The 20,268-nt window shown below is 69.5% G+C and carries 19 protein-coding genes and 1 pseudogene; 5 read left to right on the top strand and 15 right to left on the bottom strand.

All coding sequences use genetic code 11. The annotated features are described in order from the left end of the window. Both DDZ14_RS18235 and DDZ14_RS18230 read left to right on the top strand, forming a co-directional pair. Positions 1 to 111 (top strand): annotated as a pseudogene (locus DDZ14_RS18235) (IS5/IS1182 family transposase); the annotation flags it as partial. Between the two features lie 132 nt (positions 112 to 243). After that, the gene (locus tag DDZ14_RS18230; RefSeq protein WP_109426413.1) at positions 244 to 1,248 is read left to right on the top strand and encodes a hypothetical protein; all 1,005 of its coding nucleotides are present in this window, start codon (positions 244 to 246) and stop codon (positions 1,246 to 1,248) included. Between the two features lie 9 nt (positions 1,249 to 1,257). On the opposite strand, the gene DDZ14_RS18225 is transcribed toward DDZ14_RS18230, so the two are convergent. Together DDZ14_RS18225 and mgtE are read right to left on the bottom strand one after the other, a co-directional pair. Then, positions 1,258 to 2,076, bottom strand: a complete 819-nt coding sequence (locus tag DDZ14_RS18225; protein ID WP_109426412.1) for a cyclase family protein — start codon at positions 2,074 to 2,076, stop codon at positions 1,258 to 1,260. 73 nt (positions 2,077 to 2,149) lie between these two features. Beyond that, positions 2,150 to 3,550, bottom strand: a complete 1,401-nt coding sequence (gene mgtE, locus DDZ14_RS18220; protein ID WP_109426411.1) for a magnesium transporter — start codon at positions 3,548 to 3,550, stop codon at positions 2,150 to 2,152. 194 nt (positions 3,551 to 3,744) lie between these two features. Here mgtE and guaD point away from each other — a divergent pair, with 194 nt between their 5' ends. Then, positions 3,745 to 5,037, top strand: a complete 1,293-nt coding sequence (gene guaD / locus DDZ14_RS18215) for a guanine deaminase (RefSeq protein ID WP_109426410.1) — start codon at positions 3,745 to 3,747, stop codon at positions 5,035 to 5,037. Between the two features lie 9 nt (positions 5,038 to 5,046). Here guaD and DDZ14_RS18210 read toward each other — a convergent pair whose 3' ends face one another. The 10 genes from DDZ14_RS18210 to DDZ14_RS18165 form a co-directional block, all read right to left on the bottom strand. Then, complete coding sequence (locus DDZ14_RS18210) at positions 5,047 to 5,541, bottom strand: CAP domain-containing protein (RefSeq protein WP_109426409.1); 495 nt, start codon at positions 5,539 to 5,541, stop codon at positions 5,047 to 5,049. Positions 5,542 to 5,845: 304 nt separating this feature from the next. Further along, positions 5,846 to 7,189, bottom strand: coding sequence for an 8-oxoguanine deaminase (locus DDZ14_RS18205; protein ID WP_109426408.1), 1,344 nt, complete (start codon positions 7,187 to 7,189; stop codon positions 5,846 to 5,848). Between the two features lie 133 nt (positions 7,190 to 7,322). Next, positions 7,323 to 8,240, bottom strand: a complete 918-nt coding sequence (locus DDZ14_RS19795) for a hypothetical protein (RefSeq protein WP_158275563.1) — start codon at positions 8,238 to 8,240, stop codon at positions 7,323 to 7,325. A gap of 66 nt (positions 8,241 to 8,306) precedes the next feature. Then, positions 8,307 to 8,939, bottom strand: a complete 633-nt coding sequence (gene upp, locus DDZ14_RS18195) for a uracil phosphoribosyltransferase (RefSeq protein WP_109426406.1) — start codon at positions 8,937 to 8,939, stop codon at positions 8,307 to 8,309. Continuing rightward, positions 8,936 to 9,925 carry an adenosine deaminase gene (gene add / locus DDZ14_RS18190; RefSeq protein WP_109426405.1) on the bottom strand — a complete coding sequence of 330 codons (990 nt, stop codon included), beginning with the start codon at positions 9,923 to 9,925 and terminating at the stop codon, positions 8,936 to 8,938. The genes upp and add overlap by 4 nt, the downstream gene beginning before the upstream one ends. A 10-nt stretch (positions 9,926 to 9,935) precedes the next feature. Next, a complete protein-coding gene (locus DDZ14_RS18185; protein ID WP_109426404.1) occupies positions 9,936 to 11,180 on the bottom strand; it encodes a phosphopentomutase in 1,245 nt (414 codons plus the stop codon). A 16-nt stretch (positions 11,181 to 11,196) separates the two neighbouring features. Beyond that, on the bottom strand, positions 11,197 to 12,504 hold the full coding sequence (locus DDZ14_RS18180) for a thymidine phosphorylase (RefSeq protein ID WP_109426403.1): 1,308 nt from the start codon (positions 12,502 to 12,504) through the stop codon (positions 11,197 to 11,199). Positions 12,505 to 12,506: 2 nt separating this feature from the next. After that, positions 12,507 to 12,914: a cytidine deaminase gene (locus tag DDZ14_RS18175; RefSeq protein WP_109426402.1), complete on the bottom strand. Its 408-nt coding sequence runs from the start codon at positions 12,912 to 12,914 to the stop codon at positions 12,507 to 12,509. Between the two features lie 52 nt (positions 12,915 to 12,966). Beyond that, positions 12,967 to 14,343: a sigma-54 dependent transcriptional regulator gene (locus tag DDZ14_RS18170; RefSeq protein ID WP_109426401.1), complete on the bottom strand. Its 1,377-nt coding sequence runs from the start codon at positions 14,341 to 14,343 to the stop codon at positions 12,967 to 12,969. Beyond that, positions 14,340 to 15,884, bottom strand: a complete 1,545-nt coding sequence (locus DDZ14_RS18165; RefSeq protein ID WP_146193187.1) for a response regulator — start codon at positions 15,882 to 15,884, stop codon at positions 14,340 to 14,342. Before DDZ14_RS18165 ends, DDZ14_RS18170 begins: the two co-directional genes overlap by 4 nt. 250 nt (positions 15,885 to 16,134) lie before the next feature. Between DDZ14_RS18165 and DDZ14_RS18160 the strand changes: the two genes are divergently transcribed. Continuing rightward, the gene (locus tag DDZ14_RS18160; protein WP_109426399.1) at positions 16,135 to 17,328 is read left to right on the top strand and encodes an alanine--glyoxylate aminotransferase family protein; all 1,194 of its coding nucleotides are present in this window, start codon (positions 16,135 to 16,137) and stop codon (positions 17,326 to 17,328) included. Positions 17,329 to 17,335: 7 nt separating this feature from the next. On the opposite strand, the gene DDZ14_RS19910 is transcribed toward DDZ14_RS18160, so the two are convergent. Then, a complete protein-coding gene (locus DDZ14_RS19910) occupies positions 17,336 to 17,509 on the bottom strand; it encodes a hypothetical protein (RefSeq protein ID WP_199221374.1) in 174 nt (57 codons plus the stop codon). A gap of 81 nt (positions 17,510 to 17,590) precedes the next feature. After that, positions 17,591 to 18,697, bottom strand: coding sequence for a pyridoxal phosphate-dependent aminotransferase (locus DDZ14_RS18155; protein WP_109426398.1), 1,107 nt, complete (start codon positions 18,695 to 18,697; stop codon positions 17,591 to 17,593). 109 nt (positions 18,698 to 18,806) lie between these two features. On the opposite strand from DDZ14_RS18155, the gene DDZ14_RS18150 reads away from it, so the two are divergent. After that, positions 18,807 to 19,886 (top strand): SMP-30/gluconolactonase/LRE family protein, encoded by a 1,080-nt coding sequence (locus DDZ14_RS18150; protein WP_109426397.1) that lies wholly within the window; start codon positions 18,807 to 18,809, stop codon positions 19,884 to 19,886. A gap of 216 nt (positions 19,887 to 20,102) precedes the next feature. On the opposite strand, the gene DDZ14_RS18145 is transcribed toward DDZ14_RS18150, so the two are convergent. After that, the coding region (locus tag DDZ14_RS18145; RefSeq protein ID WP_146193186.1) for a transposase at positions 20,103 to 20,268 on the bottom strand (166 nt) is incomplete at its 5' end.

The raw sequence follows: 20,268 nt of genomic DNA, 5'->3' as shown, positions 1-20,268 counted from the left end.
ATGTTCGGTAGGCTCAAAGACTGGCGACGGGTCGCAACCCGATATGACCGATGCCCGAAGGTATTCCTCTCCGCCATCGCACTCGCCGCAACCGTCATCTATTGGCTATGAGTCCTGACCCTAGCCACCTATCCTTCCAGATCACCTTTCGGTTTCCCGCGGTCAGGCAACACCCCCCGCCTCTTTCCCCGCCGCGATCTGCGGCTATACTGCCGGCCAGAGCAGCGCCCGCAGGGACAAAGCATGGCAGGCAAGACCGACGCGCCCCCCTCCTGTACCGTCTGCGCCGTCGCGCAGGCTGGGCGGCTGCAATATGAGGCCGTGCTCTTCGCCGCCTCGTTCCGCGCCGCCAATCCCGATTTTGCCGGACGGCTGGTCTTCATGGAGCCGCAGCCGGGGCCGCGATGGGACCGCGACCCGCGCATCGCGCCCCATGTCCGCGCGCTGCTGGAGCAGGAGTTCGGCGCCGAGATCGCGCCGTTCGAGAGCACCGTCTTCGGCGCCGACTACCCCTACGGCAACAAGATCGAGGGGCTGGCCGCCCTGCCCGCGCGCATGCCCTTCGTCTTCTTCGACACCGACACGCTCTTCCTCGACAGCCTGGCGCGCGTGCCCTTTGATTTCGACCGCCCGACCGCCTCGATGAAGCGCGACAACACCTGGCCGGAAATCCAGCTCTACGGCCCCGGATACACGGCGACGTGGAAGTCGCTCTACCGCAAGTTCCGGCTGAAATTCGAAACCTCGCTGGACCCGACCCAGCCCGACGAGCATTGGGAGCGGTATCTCTATTTCAACGCCGGCTGGTTCTTCCATTCCGACCCGCAGAAATTCCACCGCTATTTCCTGAAATACAGCCGGGAGATCCGCGACGCGCCGCCGCCGGAACTGGTCTGCCAGTCGCTCGACCCCTGGCTCGACCAGATCGCACTGCCGCTGGTCATCCACCGGCTGGGCGGCGGGCGCGACACGATCCCGCGCGGGCTGCTGGACGGCGCGGTGAGCTGCCACTGGCGGGTGCTGCCGCTGCTCTATGCGCGCGAATCCGACCGCGTGGTGGAGGTGCTGGAGCGCGTGGCCGCGCCCAACCGCGTCAAGAAGGTGCTCAAGGAACACGAGGCCTTCAAACGCATGATCTACCAGCGCCGCGGCCACAAGGTCCGGGCGCTTTTCGACCGCGACAACCTCCCGCGCCGCGAACAGGCGATCCGCAACCGCATCAAGAAAGAGAATTTCTGGATGCGCTGAGCCGCGGGCTCAGACCAGCGCCATGATCCGGGCCGGCCCGCCCGAACCGCCACGGTGCTTGGGCGCGCCAACAATCAGCGTCGCGCCGCCGGCCGGAACCTGATCGAGATTGGCGAGGTTTTCGATCCCGTAGCGGTTGGTCGGCAGCCAGGCGTAATGGGTGTCGAAGCTCTGGCTCGCCCCGATATCGAGCGACAGCGTGTCCGTGGCGAGGGCGATCGCGCCGGTCTCCTCGATCAGCATCTGCGCGGCCTCCACATGGAAGCCGGGATAATGCTGCACGCCATCGTCATCGGCGCCGCGGAATCCCGGCCCGCCGAGCCGCGCCTGCCAGCCCGAGTTGAGCGCCACGCAGGCGCCCTGCGGGATCTCGCCATGTGCCGAAATCCAGGCCCTCAGGTCGTCGGGCGTCAGCGTCGCGTCGGCATCAGCGTCGGCCTTCTCGCGGATATCGACCACGCAGAGCGGGCAGATCAGGTTTTCCACCGGGATCTCGTGCACGGCCCGCCCGTCGGCCGAGAAATGCAGCGGCGCATCCACATGGGTGCCGGTATGCTCGTTGACCGTCATCGAGAACAGGTTGAAGCCGTTTTCGGCAAAATCGAACTCCTTGCTCATCGCGATGCCGGGCTTGGCGAAATAGGTCGGGAAATCGGCGTCGACCACATGGGTCATGTCGACCACGCTCTGCGCGCCTTGCGCCAGCGCCGGCAACGCCCCCGCCCCCAGCCCCGCACCGGCCACCACCGCCGCGGGCGCAGCCTTGAAGAGGTCGCGGCGCGACAGCATCCGCCGCTTGACGTTCTCGATCACGCAATGATCACACATGGTCCTGACCCTCCATCCGATTGCATCAGGAGATCAGCCTACACCCAACCTGCGCGGGCGCCAAATGCCGGGATCAGAGCAGGATCACCGCCGCCAGCCCGAGGAAGGCGAAGAACCCCACCACGTCGGTCACTGTGGTCACGAACGGCCCCGAGGCCAGCGCCGGGTCGATGCCGAACCGGTCCAGCAGGATCGGGATCACGATCCCGCCCAGCGCCGCGGCCACCAGCGTCATGACCATCGCGAGCGCGATCACCACGCCCAGCATCGGTTGCCCAAACCAGAGCACTGCCACCACCGCCATGATCATCGCGAAGGCCCCGCCATTGAGCAGCCCCACGACCGCCTCGCGCCGGACCACCCGCCAGAGGTTCGACCCGGTCAGGTCCTTGGTGGCCAGCGCGCGCACCGCCACGGTCATCGACTGGGTTCCGGCATTTCCGCCCATCGAGGCCACGATCGGCATCAGTACGGCCAGCGCCACGAACACCGCGATCGTGTCCTCGAATTGCGCGATTACGACCGAGGCCAGGATCGCGGTGATCAGGTTGACGAAAAGCCAGGTGAACCGGCCCCGTGCGGTTTCCCAGACCCGGTCCGACAGGCTGCTGTCGCCCACGCCGGCGAGGCGCAGGATGTCCTCTTCGGCCTCCTCGTCGAGTACGATCATCGCGTCGTCGATGGTGATCACGCCCACCAGCCGCTCTTCGGCATCGACGACCGGCGCGGAAATCAGGTGGTACTGGTTGAAGGCATAGGCCACGTCCTCGGTGCTCTGGGTCACCGGGATGGTGCGGAAATCCTCGTCCATGATCTCCGAAAGCGGCGTGGCGCGCGGCGAGGCCATGAGCTGGCCCAGCGACACCTGCCCCAGGACGCGCTGGCGCGGGTCGACCATCATCACGTGATAGAACCGCTCCGGCAGTTTCTCCTGTGCGCGCATGTAGTCGATGGCGTCGCCCACCGTCCAGAAGGTCGGCGCCATCACCAGTTCGCGCTGCATCAGACGCCCGGCGGTGTCTTCGGGATAGCTCAGCGCCTGTTCGACGGCGACCCGGTCAGCCTCTTCCAGCGCGCCCAGGATGATGCCCTGCTGAGGTGCCTCCAGATCCTCGACCAGATCGACCACGTCGTCGGATTCCAGCCCGCGCACCGCCGCGCTCAACACGTCGGGCGGCAGGTACTCGATCACCTCCTCGCGCAGGCTCTCGTCCAGATCCGAGAGCACCTCGCCGTCGATTGCGGTGGGCCAGAGCGCCAGGAGCTCGCGCCGCTCGCTGCTGCCGATCTGTTCCAGAAGGTCCGCGATATCGGCGGCGTGGAACGGCTCCAGCAGTTCCGTCAGGCCCTCCAGGTCGGCGTTTTCCACCGCCTCAAGGATCTGGTCCACCTTGCGGTTGTCCAGCACATAGGCGTCGTCGGCGTAGCCGTCCTCGTCGGCCTGCGTTTCCTGATCGAGCGGCTCCTCGGTCATCGCGGCCTCCCTCGTGCTGCGCCCTGCCCCGGTTTCGCAGCCACCTTAGCGAAGCGCCTGCCGGAGCAACAGGCCGGAACCGGCACGGCGGGCGGAATTTATGGCATCGAAAGAAGGCGCATCCTGCATTTCCGCAAAGCAACCGGCGGCACGATCCGTTAGGTTGGCGCACGACACCGCAAAGGACCCTGCCCATGCCGCCGCGCACCTTGATCCTCGGCCAGACGCTGGCCTTCACCGACGACCCGTTTCAGGTCGGGATCGAGGCCGCCACCCGCTTCGACGGGCGCGGAGGCGTGCTGGTGGAGGATGGGCGGATCGCCGATCTGGGCGGCGCCGAGGATCTGCGCCACCGCCACCGCGATGCAGAGGTGCGGGACATGGGCAAGGCCCTGATCCTGCCGGGTTTCGTGGACGCCCATGCACATTATCCGCAGACCGCGATGATCGCGAGCTGGGGCAAGCGGCTGATCGACTGGCTCAACGACTATACCTTCCCCGAGGAAATGCGTTTCGCCGATCCGGACCATGCCGCACACATCGCGGCGCGCTACCTGGACCTGCTGCTGGCGCACGGGACGACCACCGTCTCGTCCTATTGCACGATCCACCCCGGCTCCGCCGAGGCGCTTTTCGAGGCGGCCGAGGCGCGCGGGATGCGCATCGTCGCGGGCAAGACCTGCATGGACCGCAACGCGCCCGAGGGCCTGCGCGACACGCCGCAATCGGCCTATGACGACAGCAAGCGCCTGCTGGAGAAATGGCACGGGCGGGGGCGGCTGGGTTATGCGATCACGCCGCGCTTCTCGCCCACTTCGACGCCCGATCAGCTTGCCGCGCTGGGCGCGCTCTGGGCCGAGCATCCGGAATGCCTGATGCAGACGCATCTCAGCGAACAGACCGACGAGATCGAATGGGTGCTGGGCCTCTTCCCCGGCGCGCGTGATTATCTCGACACCTACGAGCAATTCGGCCTGTTGGGCGGGCGCGGCGTCTACGGCCACGCGATCCACCTGACCGACCGCGAGCGCGCACGGCTGGCGGAAACCGGCGCGGGCCTCGTCCATTGCCCGACCTCCAACACTTTCATCGGATCGGGGCTTTTCGACATGGGCCGCGCAGTGGCCGAACGCCAGCGCGTAGGGCTGGCCACCGATACCGGCGGCGGGTCGTCCTTCTCAATGCTGCGCACCATGGCCGCGGCCTACGAGATCGGCCAGCTTGCGGGCACACCGATTCACCCGGCCGAGCTTCTGTGGCTGGCGACCGGGGGCGCAGCGCGGGTTCTGCATCTTGAGGACCGGATCGGGCGGCTGGCGATCGGGGCGGAGGCCGATCTGGTGGCGCTTGACCTTGCTTCCACGCCAGCCATCGCGCAGCGCGCGGCCGAGGCCGGGACGCTGTGGGAGGCGGTCTTTCCCACGATCATGATGGGCGACGACCGCGCGGTCGCGCAGGTCTGGGTCGCCGGGCGAGCGGTCGGCTGACCAAGAGCCTCAGCAGGCCCGCGCGCCCAGCACCATCACCCAGATGTCGCCGGCTTGCGCGAGCCCGTATTCGCGCGCCTTGGGATTAAGCATGTTTGCCCTGTGGGGCGGCGAGTTCATCCACCAACGCACCGCGCCGCGGGCGCCGTCACGACCCTTGAACCAGTTCTCCGCCGCCCAGCAGTAGCGGTAGCCGCCGGCGCGCAGGCGCTGTTGCAGCGTTCCGCCATCCGGGCTGACATGGGAGAGGTATCCGCGCTGCCGCATGTCCTCGGCATGGCCGCGGGCGATGCGCTGCAAATGCGCCGATGATTTGAGCGCCCGCACACCGCGCTGTCCGCGCAGTTCGTTGAGCCGCGCCGTGGTGTCGCGTTGGCCCGCGACCTCGACCGGCGGGGGCACCGCGCCGCCCGAGGACGAGCCGGACGGCACCGGCACCGGGACGACCGCAAAACAGCCCGCCAGGGACAGAAAGACAAGGAGGGGGATCGAACGCAGGATCATATGACTTCTTCAGGTTGCGACACGCGCAATCCTAGAGCGACCTTCCATTGAGTTGCAACTCATGGCCACTTGCGGTCACGGGCACGTTTGGTGCCGGGCCGCGCGCCCTCCAGCCCGTTGGGGCGGCTTAGCGATCGCGTGGCGGCATTAGGTCTCGATTCCGCGCGTGGGCATCCGTCGAACCTGCGCTACGGGCCATCACCGTATCGCGTCAGGGTTTCGGAACCTGACCCCAGGACGGACCCGCGCGCACAGCCATGTGCCTCACCGCGTGGCGCGCGGGGCGGTCCCCGACCCCGGCCTCCTACCCGGCCAGCCGCGCGGCGAGCCGGTTCTGACGCGCGACGGTGTCGGTCAGGTCGATGGTCGTCAGGCGCCCATCGGCCACGATCCGGCGCCCCTCGACAAAGAGATCGCGCACGCGCTGCGGCCCGGCCAGGAGCAGCGCGGCCGGATCCCAGCTACCCGCGCTCTCGATGCCCGAGACATCCCAGAGCGCCAGATCGGCGCGGAAACCCGCCGCGATCTGCCCGCAATCGTCGCGCCCCAGCACCGCCGCTCCGCCCCGCGTGGCCAGCGCCAGCGCGTCCCGTGCGCTCATTGCGTCGGCGCCGCGCGCCACCCGTTGCAGGAGCATCGCCTGACGCGCCTCGGCGGCCAGGTTGCCGCTGTCGTTGGAGGCCGATCCGTCGACCCCCAGCCCCACCGGCACGCCCGCATCGAGCATCGCACGCACGGGCGCGATGCCCGAGCCGAGCCGGCAATTGGAACAGGGACAATGCGCCACCCCGGTGCGCGAGCGCGCGAAAAGCCCGATCTCTCCCGCGTCGAGCTGCACGCAATGGGCATGCCAGACATCCGGCCCGGTCCAGCCAAGGTCCTCGGCATATTGCCCCGGCCGACAGCCGAACTGCGCCTCGCTATAGGCGACATCCTCGGCATTCTCGGCCAGGTGGGTGTGCAGCATCACCCCCTTGTCGCGCGCCAGGAGCGCCGTGTCGCGCATCAGCTCGCGGCTGACCGAGAAGGGCGAGCACGGCGCCACGCCCACCCAGATCATCGCGCCCGGCGCGGGGTCGTGGAAGGCGTCGATCACCCGGATGCAGTCCTCCAGGATATCCGCCTCGCGCTCCACCAGAGCGTCGGGCGGCAGGCCGCCCTGGCTCTCGCCGATGGACATTGCCCCGCGGGTGGGATGAAAGCGCAGCCCGACCTCGCGCGCCGCGTCGATCGTGTCGTCGAGCCGCGCGCCGTTGGGATAGAGATAGAGGTGGTCCGAGCTCAGCGTGCAGCCCGAAAGCGCCAGTTCCGCCAGCCCGGTCAGGGCGGAGACGCGCATCTCTTCGGGTCCGAAACGCGCCCAGATCGGATAGAGCGTCCGGAGCCAGCCGAAGAGCAGCGCGTCCTGCCCGCCCGGCACGGCGCGGGTCAGCGTCTGGTAGAGATGGTGATGCGTGTTCACCAGCCCCGGCGTCACGACGCAGCCGGTGGCGTCCAGAACCTCGGCCCCCGGCGCCGCGCGGGCGAGGTCCGCACCCACCGCTGCGATCTGCCCAGCGCGGATCAGGATGTCGCCGCCGGCGATCTCGTCCCGCGCGTCGTTCATGGTCAGGACGCATCGCGCGCCCCGGATAAGAATGTCGGTCATGCCGCACCGCTCCGTCAGGTGGACGGCCCCCTTCGGGCGCGTGGTCGCGGCGGCCGACAGAAGGGGGCATCAAGGACTCGGCGGCCACACCCGCCATACCTCAGGCGGGGCGCTGCGCCAAGCCCTTCTCGGGTCAGCGGCTCCAGGGCGACTTGGACGAGGCGTGCGGCGCGGCGCCGGGGGCCAGCGCGTAGCGCACCGGCTTGCGGACCAGACGGCGCGGGACCGTGTTGGTCCAGATCGCCTCCATCTGCGCCTGCCCTTCCGGCGTGCCGATCCCGCGATAGGGGTTGAGGCGGCCTTCGGGATAGGCGCGCTGGTAGCCCTCCGGCACGCGGAGCCGCAACCGCGCGGGGTCCTGCGCGACACGGCCCGAGACAGGCTCGACCCCGCGCTTCAGTGCCGCCTCGCCCCGCGTGCGCGCCACCGCGGCGGGATGCTCGCGCTGCGGACCGCAGCGTATCTTGAACCGCGTGCTGCCCTGCCACATGTAGCGGGTGCTGAGCGGGCTCGCCCCCTTGCAGGCGGCGGCGATCTGCGCGGCGCTGGGTTTGCCGGAAACGGGCGCCGGCGCAGGGGCGGGCGTGGCGGCCGGAACCGGTGCAGGCGCGGAGGCCGCAGCTGTCCGGGGCGCGTCCGGAGCCGTGCCGCAGCGAAGCTTGTAGAGCGTGCCGCCCCGTTTCAGACTTCGGCGCTCGCCCGGAGCCGCCCCCGCGCAGGCGGCGGCAAATTCTGCGCGACCGGGACGCGCGGGCGCGGATTTCGGAGCGGCCTGTGCCGGGACCGTCTGTGCCGGGGCGGCGGCCAGGCTGGGCTTGCGGCCGCAGAGCAACCGGCGCTGCCGGTCCACGCGCGGCACCCAGTTCGTCTCGCCGCCATAGCCCGCGCGCAGGAAGACGCAGCCCCTGCTGTCCACATACTGGCCGCCGGTAAAGCTGGCCGGCGGCCGCTCCGCCGGCCCGTCGACATTGCGGAGCGTTTGCGCCGCACCCGGCGCCGCCACGCCGGATGCGACGCAGGCGGCGATCAGGACCACCCGAAGATACTGCATGACTGCCCTCATTATTATTGAGCGCAGGATGCCGGATTGTTTCGAGTCCGTAAAGAATAAACTGGCTTATTTAGTACCGAACATGCGGTCGCCCGCATCACCTAGTCCCGGAAGGATATATCCCTTGTCGTTCAGCCGCTCGTCCAGCGCCGCCGTGACGATGGGCACGTCGGGATGCGCCTCGGCCATCCGGGCGACGCCTTCGGGCGCGGCGAGCAGGCACAGGAACCGGATGTCGCGCGCGCCCGCTTCCTTGAGCATCGACACCGCGGCAGCCGAGGAATTGCCGGTGGCCAGCATCGGATCGACAACGATCACCCGCCGGTCGGCCAGCTCGGTCGGCACCTTGAAATAGTATTTGACCGGCTGGAGCGTCGCCTCGTCCCGGTAGAGCCCGACGAAGCCCACCCGCGCCGAGGGGATCAGCTCCAGCACCCCGTCGAGCAGCCCGTTCCCGGCCCGCAGGATCGAGACCAGTGCCAGCTTCTTGCCCGCCAGAACCGGGGCCTCCATTTCCATCAGCGGGGTTTCCACCGTGGTCATGGTCAGCGCCAGGTCATGGGTGATCTCATAGGCCAGAAGCTGCGATATCTCGCGCAGGAGCTGCCGGAACACCGCCGTCGAGGTATCCTTCTTGCGCATCAGCGTCAGCTTGTGCTGCACCAGCGGGTGATTGACGATGGTCAGGTGCTCGCTCATCCGGTTTCCTCCAGTGTTTTCAGGATCCGCGCGCGGGTCGCCGCGTCGCAGAAGGCCGCGCGGGCGGCGGTTTCGGTGATCGCCCGGAAATCGGGCTCGTCCCAGCCGAACGTGTCGTGCAGGCGGGTGAATTCGCGGCTCATGTCAGTGCCGAAGAAAGGCGGGTCGTCGGTGGAGACGGTCACCGCCACCCCCGCGTCGCGCAATGCCGCGATCGGGTGGTCCGCCCAGCACGCGACCGCCCCCAGCGCGATATTGGAACCCGGACAAAGCTCGAGCACGATGCCGTCGGCGGCCAGCGTGTCGACCAGCGCAGGCTCGCGCAACGCCGAGAGCGCATGGCCCAGCCGCGCCGGGCGCAGCGCGGCCAGCGTGTCGCGGATCGCCTGCGGCCCGGACCATTCCCCCGCATGGGCGGTCAGCCCCAGCCCGGCCTCGCGCGCGCAGTCGAAGGCCCAGGCGAAATCGGCGGGGCGGCCGGCGGTCTCGTCCCCGGCCAGCCCGAAGCCCACCAGAAAATCCTCGGCCGTCCCGGCAGCGGCTTGGGCGGCGACCCGCGACGCCGCCCGCCCGGCATGGCGCACCGCGGTCGCGATGCCGCGCAGGATCGGGCCGCCCTGCGCCTGCGCCGTCTCGGCGGCCTCGCGGATCGCCGCCAGGTGCTCGCGCCAGGCCGACGGGTCGCCACCGCCGCAGAATTCGGGCGCGATAAACATCTCGGCATATATCACGCCCTGTTCGGCCAGATCCGCCGCCACGACCGCCGTCAGGCGCGCATAATCATCGGGACCGCGCAGGACCGAGGCCGCGGCCTCGTAGACCCGCAGGAAGCCCGCGAAATCCGCAAACGCATAGCCGCCCGAGGCGTCGAAGGCACGGGAGATGTCGATACGCTTCTCCGCCGCCAGCGCGCGGGCCAGGCCCGGCGGCATGGCCCCTTCGAGATGCAGGTGCAGCTCGATCTTGGGAAGGCGGCGCGTCTCCATGGCATCGTGATTAGACCGGACGCGGGGCCGGGTCCAGCCCGCCAAGTGGTGCTCTGCCCAGCAGGTCGCGGCCCGCCGTCCCCGGCGCGACGCCCAGATGGGCCAGCAGGCTCGCCCCCACATCCGCGAAGGCGCAAAGGCCGAGCGTCCCGGCCCCCGCTCCGGCGATCAGTACCGGCACCCGTTCCCGCGTGTGGTCGGTGCCGGCCCAGGTCGGGTCATTGCCGTGATCGGCCGTGAGGCAGAGCAGATCGCAGGGCCGGAGCCGTTGCAGGAGCCCCGGCAGCGCCGCGTCCACACGTTCCAATGCGCGGGCATAGCCCGACACATCGCGGCGGTGACCATAGAGGCTGTCGAACTCCACCAGGTTGGCGAAGACCAGGGCGCGGTCCGGGGCGGTTTCCGCCTGCCGCTCGATCTGGCCCCAGAGCGCGGCGTCGTCGCCCTTTGGCCCCGTCTCGTCGATGCCGCGGCCCGAGAAGATGTCGCCGATCTTGCCCAGCGCCACGGTCCGGCAACCTGCTGCCTGCGCGCGGTCCAGCATGGTCGGCGCAGGCGGCGGCATGGCGAAGTCGCGGCGGTTCGCGGTGCGGGTGAAGCCCGTCTCGGGCGTGCCGGTGAAGGGCCGCGCGATGACGCGGCCCACCCGCATCGCGTGAACCTCAGGCGCCAGCGCGGCGCAGAGCCCCAGCAGCCGGTCCAGCCCGAAACAATCCTCATGCGCGGCGATCTGCAGGACGCTGTCGGCGGAGGTATAGCAGATCGGCCAGCCGCTGCGCAGATGCTCCGCCCCCAGCCGCGCGACGATCTCGGTGCCCGAGGCGTGGCAGTCGCCCAGAATGCCCTCGGTGCCCGCCTCGGCGCAGATCCGCGCCGTCAGTTCGGCGGGAAAGGCGGGCTCTGTATCGGGGAAGACGTGCCAGCGCCAGGGCAGCGGCACCCCGGCCAGTTCCCAGTGTCCGGTGGGCGTGTCCTTGCCGGGCGAGATTTCCGTGGCCGCGCCCCAGCGCCCGCGCGGCTCCGTATCCAGCCCCGGCACCGCCGCGCCCGAGGCCAGCCGCGCCGCCGCCCCCAGCCCCAGCGCATCGAGATGCGGAAGGCGGAGCGGCCCGCTGCGGCCCGCCTCGGCCCGGCCCTCCGCGCAGGCCACCGCGATATGGGCGAGCGTATTGGCGCCGGCATTGCCGTATTCCGCGGCGTCCGGCGCGCCGCCGCAGCCCACCGAATCGAGCACGATGAGAAACGCCCGGCCCATCAGAGCCCCCGCCCGGTCACGCGATCCGCGCCCGGATCAGATCGGCGGGCTCCTCCGGGACGGGGCCGATGGTATAGGCCGCGCGAAGCGTGGCGACGGCGGCCTCGGCGGACGCGGCATCGGCGGCATGGACCAGCGCCAGCGGCGTGTCGGGCGCCACCGAGGTGCCAATGCCGGCCAGGTTGTCGAGCCCTACCGCAGGGTCGATCCTGTCGGTCTCCACCCGCCTTCCGCCGCCCAGCGCGACCACGGCCGCGCCCAACGCGCGGGTGTCTATGGCGGTGACGAAACCGCGCGTCCCGGCCGTCGCCTCGGCCACAACGGGGGCGCGGGCCAGGTGCCTGTCCGGAGCCTCCAGCAGATCGGTCGGGCCGCCCTGCGCGGCAACCATCCGTGCGAACCGCTCCGCCGCTGCGCCGGAGCTCAGGATTTCGGCGATCCGCGCCGCGCCGGCCTCGGCATCTGCGGCCAGACCGCCCAGCGCCAGCGCCTCGCCGCCCAGCGCGACCGTCACATCCCAGAGCCGCGCGTCCACCTCCGCCCCGGTCAGCAGGCCGATCACGTTGGCTACCTCCAGCGCATTGCCCGCCGAACGCGCCAGCGGCTCGTTCATGTCGGTGATGAGCGCGCGAGCCGGGCATCCCGCCCCCTTGGCCCCGTCGACCAGGCAGCGGGCCAGTGCATGGGCGGCATCCTCGTCGACCATGAAGGCACCGGAGCCGCATTTGACATCGAGCACCAGCCCGTCGAGCCCCGCCGCGAGTTTCTTGGAGAGGATCGAGGCGGTAATCAGGTCGAGGCTTTCGACCGTCGCGGTGACGTCGCGCACAGCGTAAAGCCGCCGGTCTGCCGGCGCCAGCCGCGCGCCAGCCCCCGTGATCGCGCAGCCCACGTCGCGGGTCACGCAGGCCAGCGCCGCGGCGTCCAGATCGGTACGGTAGCCCGAAATCGCCTCGAGCTTGTCGAGCGTGCCGCCCGTATGGCCCAGCCCCCGGCCCGAGATCATCGGAACGAACGCCCCGGCCACCGCCAGCGCGGGTGCCAGCACCAGTGAGACCGCGTCGCCGACGCCGCCCGTGGAATGCTTGTCGAGCACTGGTCCCGGCAGATCCCAGTCCAGCACCTCGCCGCTGTCGCGCATCGCACGGGTCAGCGCCACGCGCTCGTCCCCGTCGAGCCCGTTGAGCAGCACCGCCATCGCGAAGGCCCCGGCCTGCGCGTCGCTGACCGCGCCCGAGGCCAGCCCCGTCGCGAACCAGTCGAGCTGCGCTTGCGTCAGCGCCTTGCCGTCGCGCTTGGCGGCGATGATGGCGCGCGCCTCCACTTTCAGCCACGCGCCAGATGGGTGCGCGCGAAGGCGCCGGGCAAGAGCGCGCCCAACGTCGTGCACTCCCGCACGCCTTCGGGACCGGCCAGGAACACAGACAGGCTGGGTCCGGCGAATTCCGCGAGCCGTTGCCGGCAGCCGCCGCAGGGCGTGACCGGATCGGGACTGTCGGCCAGGACCAATACGGCGGCGATGGAACGCTGGCCCGCGGCGACCATCGCGGCGATGGCACCGGTCTCGGCGCAGCAGCCTTCGGGATAGGCGGCGTTCTCGACATTGCATCCGGCGAAAATCTCGCCCGACGCGCTGCGCAGCGCCGCCCCGACGGGAAAGCCCGAATAGGGCGCATGGGCGTTCGCGCGGGCGCGGTGCGCGGCCTGGAAAAGGGCGTCGTCATCAGCGGTCATGCGGCGATCCTGCGCGCAAGCCGGGCGCCGTGCAAGATCCCGCGGGCCGCAGTCAGCACTCCCACCCCTTGCGCTTGCGGTAAAGCGTCGAGGGCGACACGTCGAGCACACGCGCCGCCTTGGGCACGCCGCCATAGCGCGCGATCGTCTCCTCTATGACGAGCTTTTCGATCTCCGCCAGGCTGCGCCCGATCAGCCCGTCGAGCCCCGGCGGCCGAGCCTCGCGCGGCTCGGTGCCGGACTCGACGGCCTCGTCGGCATGCAGCAACTCGATCGGCAACATCTCCTCGGTCACGCGCGGGCCGTCATGCAGCACCACCACATTGCGCAGGACATTGAGCATCTGCCGGACATTTCCGGGCCAGGGAAGCCTGCGGAAGATTGCCTGAACGGCGGGCGACAACCCACTGAAATCGCGACCTTCCTCGGCGGCCATTCGGCCGATCACATGCTCAGCGATCTCGATCACGTCCTCACCGCGATCACGCAGCGGCGGCAGGTGGACCGGCACCACGTGCAGCCGGTAGAAGAGGTCCTCTCGGAAGCGGCCCTTGCGGACCTCGTCCAGCGGGTCGCGATTGGTGGAGCAGATGATGCGCACATCCACCTTGGTCGGGTTGGCGGCGCCGACCGGGTTGATTGTCGATGTCTGGAGGAAACGCAGCAGCTTGGTCTGAAGGTTGAGGTCCATCTCGCAGACCTCGTCGAGAAAGAGCGTGCCGCCATCCGCCGCCGCCGCCGCGCCCAGCTTGTTGGAAATGGCACCGGGGAAAGCGCCGCGCAGGTGCCCGAACACTTCGCTCTCCAGCATGTCGGGCGGGATCGCGCCGCAGTTCAGAGGCACGAATGCCCGGTTGGCGCGGTTTGATAGATCGTGGATAGCCTGCGCGCAGACCTCCTTGCCGGTGCCGCTTTCGCCGGAAATGAAGACCGTGGCCAGCGACCGTCCAATGGAGCTGATCCTGCGGTAGAGTTCCTGCATCTCCGGCGAGGAGCCGATAAAACCGTGAAAATCAACCGGGCCGCCGCCGCTCAGGTCGGGACCGGCGGGCGCGCGCGCCAGGGTGGCTTGCGCATTCTCCACGGCGCTGAGCAGGCGGGTCTCGTCGAAAGGTTTGACCAGGAAATCGTGGGCACCGGCGCGCATCGCCTCCACAGCGCGGTTGATCGAACCATCTGCGGTGATGACGAGGAAGCGCGTCTCGGGGCGTTCTTCAAGGCAGTCGCGCATCAGCGCCAGCCCGTCGCGGTCCGGCAGCATCAGGTCGAGAAGCACGATCGGCGGCTTCAAGGCCTGGAACTGGTCGAGCCCCTCCGCCGCGGTACCTGCAAGCTTCACCTCATGGCCCGCCGCGCGCAGCACCGCCGCATAGACCATCTGCAACGATGGCGTATCCTCGATCAGCAAAAGCGGATGCGGCCCGGTCATTCCGATACGGCCTTTCGCCGCTCCTCCGCGACGACATTCAGCAGCCCGGCGATGCCGGCGAGGCAACGCGCGGCCAGCCGCGGCAGCGCCTCGGTCTCGGCGCGGCGGGCGGCGGCGTTGAGAAGCTGCGCGTCGGCCTGAAGGCCGAGCGCCCCGACGGCGCCCGCCACGGCGACCAGCACATGGGTCTGGGCCCGGCATTCCTCCGCATCGCTGCGCGAGGCCGCGCGGCTCAGGCTGTCGCGCACCGCGCGCAGATCATCCGCGACCTTGCCCAACAACTCCTCGCGCATCTCCGGCCCGGTCATTTCCAGCAGCCCGTCCAAGACGGCGCGGTCCACCAGCACGCCGGATGCGCCCTGTGCCGGGTCGCCGGCGCCGCGGCGATAGAGGCTGCGTTCGTGGAAATCCCTCAGCGCGGTGGCGAAATGCGCGGCATCGGTGATCGGCTTGAAGACGATGCCGTCCGCCCCGGCGTCGTAGATCGTCCGGCGCCAGTCGCGGGTCTCATAGGCGGTCATCGCGACCAGCGGCAGCCGCTCCAGCCCGTCGTGGCGGGCGCGCACGGCCTCGATCACCTCCAGCCCGCTCATGCCCGGCATGTCGATATCCAGAAGCGCCAGATCGAAGCGCTCCTGATCCAGCAGCGCCAGCGCCCGCGCGCCGTCGCCCACGCAGACGACTTCGGCTCCGAGGACATCGAGCATCCGGGCGGCCAGGAAGCGGTTGGTCGCGGTGTCGTCGGCCACCAGCACCCTGAGATCGGCGAGATCGGCCATTCCGGTCGCCGCGTCCGCGGCATTGCCGGCGGGTCCCCGCCAGACGCTGCCGGGCAAGAGGATTTCCACCGCCGCGCCACCGCCGTCGCGGTTCGCCGCCTCCAGACGGCCATCGAGCAGGCCGACCATCTGAGCCACGATGCGCAACCCCAACCCCGGCGCGCCGGGCTCTTCAGGTCCGGGCATGGCCGAGCCGCGCTGCAATCCGTCCATCCAGGCCAGCAAGTCGCGGTCGAAGCCCGGCCCGTCGTCAAAGACCACAAAACACAGATCGTCGTTTTCGCACAGTTCCACCCGCAGACGGACCTTGCCGCGCCGGGTATGCTTCACCGCGTTGGCCAGCAGATTGCCGAGCGCGCGTTCCAGCGCCGTGCGCTCCACCCGGATGACCTGCGGCAGATGCTCCGACAGGTCGAGCTCGAAATCGAGCCCCTTGGCCGCCGCGTGGCCCGTCCAGCGATCCGCCAGCACGGTCAGGAAACGGCACAGATTGGTGTTGCCGGGCTCGCCCTGGCTCAGCGCGACCTCGCCGGGCAGCGCGCGCAAGGCACTGTCCAGCAGCCGCGCCAAGGCTTCGCCGGAACTGCGGACCCGCGACATCTGCAAGCGCCCGGCGGCGTCCAGCGCGGTCTCGTCGATCAGGCGCAATCCGCCGATCACATCCGAAAGCGCAGCGCGGATGTCATGGGTCCAGAGCGCGACACGGTCCCGGCGCTCCGTCGCGGCTGGGGCAAGAGATGCGTCTGCGTCCGCCCGTTTCAACGAATTCTTCCCATAAGCGCAGTTACCACCTGCAAGGTGCCGCAACCCGGCGGCCCGATGCCGGCACGGGTCCGCGGCAGAGACACGATACCTCACCAGCGCGCAGTGTAGGGTGAGCCTTACCTTTTTGTAAAACTCAATCCGGAGCCGGGTGGTCGCCTTCCCCTACGTAACCCCGCCGCACACAGGCGATTGACGCCCTCCCGTGGCGGACATATCCCTTTGCGCAACCAGTCGAGGAAGCCGCCCCATGTCCCTGCGCCACGGCCGTCCCTATCTCGCCATTCCGGGTCCCTCGGTGATGCCCGACCGGGTGCTTGCCGCCATGCACCGCCCCGCCCCCAACATCTATGCAGGCGAACTGGTTGAAACCGTCGCGAGCCTGGTGCCCGATCTTCAGGCGGTGGCGCGCACCGGCGGGAAGGTTGCGATGTATATTTCCAACGGCCACGGCGCCTGGGAAGCCGCGCTGGCCAACACGCTGCGGCGCGGCGACAAGGTGCTGGTACTGGCCACGGGCCGCTTCGCCATCGGCTGGGGCGAGGTCGCGGCGGCGCTGGGCGCCGAGGTGGAGGTGATGGATTTCGGCAATTCCGCGCCCGCCGATCCCGCCCGGCTGGAAGACCGCCTGCGCGCCGATGCCGGGGGCGAGATCCGCGCGGTGCTCTGCACCCATGCCGACACCGCCTCCACCGTGCTCAACGACATCCCGGCGCTGCGCGCGGCGATCGACGCGGCCGGGCATCCCGCGCTCTTCATGGTGGACTGCATCGCCAGCCTTGCCTGCGACCGGTTCGAGATGGATGCCTGGGGCGTCGATCTGATGGTCGCGGCCAGCCAGAAGGGTTTGATGACCCCGCCGGGGCTGGGCTTCGTTTTCTTCGGGCCGCGGGCCGAAGCCGCGCGCGCACGCGCCGAGATGGCCAGCATCTACTGGGACTGGCGCCCGCGCACCGAGCCCGAGATGTTCTATCAGTATTTCGGCGGTACCGCGCCGACCCACCATATCTTCGCCCTGCGCGCGGCGCTGACCATGATCCACGAGGAGGGCATGGACGCGGTCTTCGCCCGCCACGCGCGGCTGGCGCGCGCGGTCTGGGCGGCCTGCGACGCCTGGTCGGCGGCCGGTTCGCTGCGGCTCAACGTCTCCGACCCGGCGCATCGCAGCCATGCCGTGACCTCGGTCGCGTTGCAATCGCCGCACGGTACCGCCCTGCGTGACTGGCTGGAACGCGAGGCCGGCGTGACGCTGGGCATCGGGCTGGGCATGGCGCCGCCGGGCGACCCGGCCTGGCACGGCTTCTTCCGCATCGCTCATATGGGCCATGTCAACGCGCATATGGTGCTGGGCGCGCTGGGCACGATCGAGGCCGGGCTCTGCGCGCTGGGGCTCGACCACGGGCGCGGTGCGCTGGAGGCCGCCGCAACCGCGCTCGTCGACTGAGCGCCGGTCAGCTGCGCTGGATGCGACCGATCCCCAGATTGAGCAGCGCCGCCAGGAACAGCACCACCGGCAGCCCGAAGATCGCCCAGATCACGAAAAAGCCGGAAAACAGGTTCACGAAGGCCATCACCAGAAACGGCCTGGTGAAATCCTCGACCTCGGTCGTGTGACGCTCATACATCGCGCGACTCCCTCTGCCGCCCCCTTGGGACAAAGTCTACCGCGTATGCGGCGAAAGGAAAGCCACCCAGGCGCCGCCGGGTCAGCCCCGTGCGGCCGCCAGCGCATCGGGCAGCGCGGTTTCCAGAAGGTCGAGTTCCTCCGGCCGGCCCACCGAGACACGGATACAGCGGTCCTGCGGCGCCACAAAGGGCTTCCGCACGAAGATGCCGCGGGCCAGTAGCTCGTCCAGCACCCGACGCGCGAAGGCGCCGTCGCCACCGCAATCCACCGCCACGAAATTCGCCGCCGAGGGCACCGCCGCCAGCCCGTTGGCGGCCGCGATGGCGGCGATGCGTTCGCGCCCGGCGGCAATGCGGGTCTGCACCTCGGCCAGCCAGTCCCGCGCGCCATAGGCCGCCAGCGCCCCCTCCTGGCTGATGCGGCACATGCCGAAATGGTTGCGGATCCTGTTGAAGGCGGATATCAGCGGCTCGGCCCCGATAGCGTAACCCACCCGCGCGCCGGCCATGCCGTAGGCCTTGGAAAAGGTGCGCATCCGGATGACCCGCGGATCGTCCGGATCGACCGGCGGCGCGGTGCCCTCGGGGGCGAATTCCAGATAGGCCTCGTCGAGCACCAGTAGCGTGCCTTCGGGCACCGCCTCGATCATCCGCTGCATCCGCGCCGCGTCGTGCCAGGTGCCCATCGGATTGTCGGGATTGGAGAAATAGATCAGCTTCGCACCGGTCTCCGCCGCCCGCGCAATCAGCGCATCCGGGTCCTCATGGTCCCCGGCATAGGGCAGCTTGTGCAACATGCCGCCGTATCCCGCCACGTGGTAGTTGAAGGTCGGATAGGCGCCGTCCGACGTCACCACCGGGTCGCCCGGCGCGACGGTCAGCCGGACCAGATAGCCGAGCAACCCGTCGATGCCTTCGCCCACCATGACATTGCCGGGCGCGACACCCAGCCCCGCGGCCAGCGCCGCGCGCAGATCGTGGCTGAGCGCATCGGGATATTTCCAGACATCGCGCGCCGCTTGCGCCATCGCCTCGATCGCCTGCGGGGCCGGGCCGAAAACGCATTCATTGGCCCCCAGCCGCGCGTGGAAGGCGCGCCCGGTCTCGCGCTCCTGCGCCTCGGGGCCGACGAACGGCACCGTCGAGGGCAGGCTGTCGGCAAGGTCGGTCAGGCGCGGTCCGGGCATGGCGTGTCTCCTTCGTCCACAGCTATCGGACGCGCGTCCGCGCGGGTCAAGGCTTGCGCCGGTCCGCTGCCCCGGTCAGGATCGCCGCGCAGCCAATCCGGAGACTTCCATGCGCCGTGTCCTTCTGCTCTGCCTGCTGGCCGGGCTCGCCTACCTGCTCTTCGCGCCCGTTCCGATGGAGCCCCGGCCCTACCGGCCCGACCCTGCGCCGGACCTGACCGGCGTGTTCGTCCCGAACGAGGCGCTGGCGGGTGCCGACCTGATCGCACTGCCCGGCGGCGCGCATGGCCCCGAGGACCTGGCCGTGTCCGCCGACGGCACGGTCTGGACCACGGACGCGGAAGGCCGGCTCTACCGCCTCCGGGACGGCGCGCTGGAGGAAGTGGCCGATCTGGGCGGCCGCCCGCTGGGCCTGGAGCCGCATCCCGATGGCGGGCTGGTCATCGCCGACAGCTATCGCGGGCTGCTGCGCTGGCGCGAGGGCAGCGGCGCGGAACTGCTGGCCGAGCGCATCGACGAGACGCCGATCCTCTACGCCAACCAGCTCGCTGTGGCGCGCGACGGCACGATCTACTTCTCCTCCTCCTCGCAGCGCTTCGACCCCGTGACGCTGGGCGGGACCAAGCCGACCTCGGTGATGGAGATATGGGAACAGGGCCGGAGCGGCTTCGTCGCGCGGCGCAGCCCCGACGGAAAGCTGGAGATCCTGCTCGACGGGCTGAGCTATGCGAACGGGCTGGCGCTGTCGCCGGGGGAGGATTTCCTGATGGTGGCGGAGACCGGGCGCGCCGCGATCCACCGGCTGTGGCTGACCGGCCCGAAGTCCGGCACGGCGGAGCCCTTCATGGAGAACCTGCCGGGCTATCCCGACAACATCCAGGCCCAGGGCGACGGCACCTACTGGGTCGGCTTCGCCTCGCCCCGGCTGGGGCTGGCGGAGGCGCTGATGCCCTACCCTTTTCTGCGCAAGGTGATCTGGCGGCTGGGACCATGGGTGCGCCCCGCGCCCGCGCGCCACGCGATCCTGGCGCGCTTCGATGCAGGGGGCCGGGTGCTGGAGAGCTTCCACGACACCGGCGGCGCCACGCTGTCCATCGTCACCGGCGCGCAGGCGGTGGACGGCACGCTCTACGTCACCTCGCTGGAAGGCGCGGGCCTGGGCCGCCTGCCGATGGAGAGCCTGCGTTAGCCGGTTGCGGGTTCAGGCTGTTGTCTGACATTGGAAAATGCCCTCATTTCACTGTCTGTCCATTTTCTATTTCCTGAATCTCCACGCCAGCTCACTCAAAGCATCCAGTATCTGTTCTGGATCTCCACTTTGGAAAGGAATCCAATCTCTACTGAGGGAAACGTGTTCCCCATGAGGACAGTTACCAAAGACTGTGTAGGCTCCAGACTCATTGATTTACAGCCAGAACAAGACGGTGGCAGCGAGCGCGATGGGTGAGAGGAAAACCGTCGGGCTTCTGTCGTAGCGGGTGGCGATGCGACGCCAGTCCTTCAGGCGTCCGAACATGATCTCGATCCTGTTGCGTCGTTTGTAGCGGCGCTTGTCGTATCGGATAGGCTTG

This window comes from Maritimibacter sp. 55A14, from assembly GCF_003122205.1.
GTDB lineage: Bacteria > Pseudomonadota > Alphaproteobacteria > Rhodobacterales > Rhodobacteraceae > QEYE01.
Note: the sequence above shows the minus strand (reverse complement) of the source record. Positions and strands in the feature narration are given on the sequence as shown.

Excerpts from the sequence above, each read along its gene's own strand:
- DDZ14_RS18230 (WP_109426413.1), top strand. The coding sequence starts at position 244 with ATGGCAGGCAAGACCGACGCGCCCCCCTCCTGTACCGTCTGCGCCGTC.
- DDZ14_RS18225 (WP_109426412.1), bottom strand. The coding sequence starts at position 2,076 with ATGTGTGATCATTGCGTGATCGAGAACGTCAAGCGGCGGATGCTGTCG.
- mgtE (WP_109426411.1), bottom strand. The coding sequence starts at position 3,550 with ATGACCGAGGAGCCGCTCGATCAGGAAACGCAGGCCGACGAGGACGGC.
- guaD (WP_109426410.1), top strand. The coding sequence starts at position 3,745 with ATGCCGCCGCGCACCTTGATCCTCGGCCAGACGCTGGCCTTCACCGAC.
- DDZ14_RS18210 (WP_109426409.1), bottom strand. The coding sequence starts at position 5,541 with ATGATCCTGCGTTCGATCCCCCTCCTTGTCTTTCTGTCCCTGGCGGGC.
- DDZ14_RS18205 (WP_109426408.1), bottom strand. The coding sequence starts at position 7,189 with ATGACCGACATTCTTATCCGGGGCGCGCGATGCGTCCTGACCATGAAC.
- DDZ14_RS19795 (WP_158275563.1), bottom strand. The coding sequence starts at position 8,240 with ATGCAGTATCTTCGGGTGGTCCTGATCGCCGCCTGCGTCGCATCCGGC.
- upp (WP_109426406.1), bottom strand. The coding sequence starts at position 8,939 with ATGAGCGAGCACCTGACCATCGTCAATCACCCGCTGGTGCAGCACAAG.
- add (WP_109426405.1), bottom strand. The coding sequence starts at position 9,925 with ATGGAGACGCGCCGCCTTCCCAAGATCGAGCTGCACCTGCATCTCGAA.
- DDZ14_RS18185 (WP_109426404.1), bottom strand. The coding sequence starts at position 11,180 with ATGGGCCGGGCGTTTCTCATCGTGCTCGATTCGGTGGGCTGCGGCGGC.
- DDZ14_RS18175 (WP_109426402.1), bottom strand. The coding sequence starts at position 12,914 with ATGACCGCTGATGACGACGCCCTTTTCCAGGCCGCGCACCGCGCCCGC.
- DDZ14_RS18170 (WP_109426401.1), bottom strand. The coding sequence starts at position 14,343 with ATGACCGGGCCGCATCCGCTTTTGCTGATCGAGGATACGCCATCGTTG.
- DDZ14_RS18160 (WP_109426399.1), top strand. The coding sequence starts at position 16,135 with ATGTCCCTGCGCCACGGCCGTCCCTATCTCGCCATTCCGGGTCCCTCG.
- DDZ14_RS19910 (WP_199221374.1), bottom strand. The coding sequence starts at position 17,509 with ATGTATGAGCGTCACACGACCGAGGTCGAGGATTTCACCAGGCCGTTT.
- DDZ14_RS18155 (WP_109426398.1), bottom strand. The coding sequence starts at position 18,697 with ATGCCCGGACCGCGCCTGACCGACCTTGCCGACAGCCTGCCCTCGACG.
- DDZ14_RS18150 (WP_109426397.1), top strand. The coding sequence starts at position 18,807 with ATGCGCCGTGTCCTTCTGCTCTGCCTGCTGGCCGGGCTCGCCTACCTG.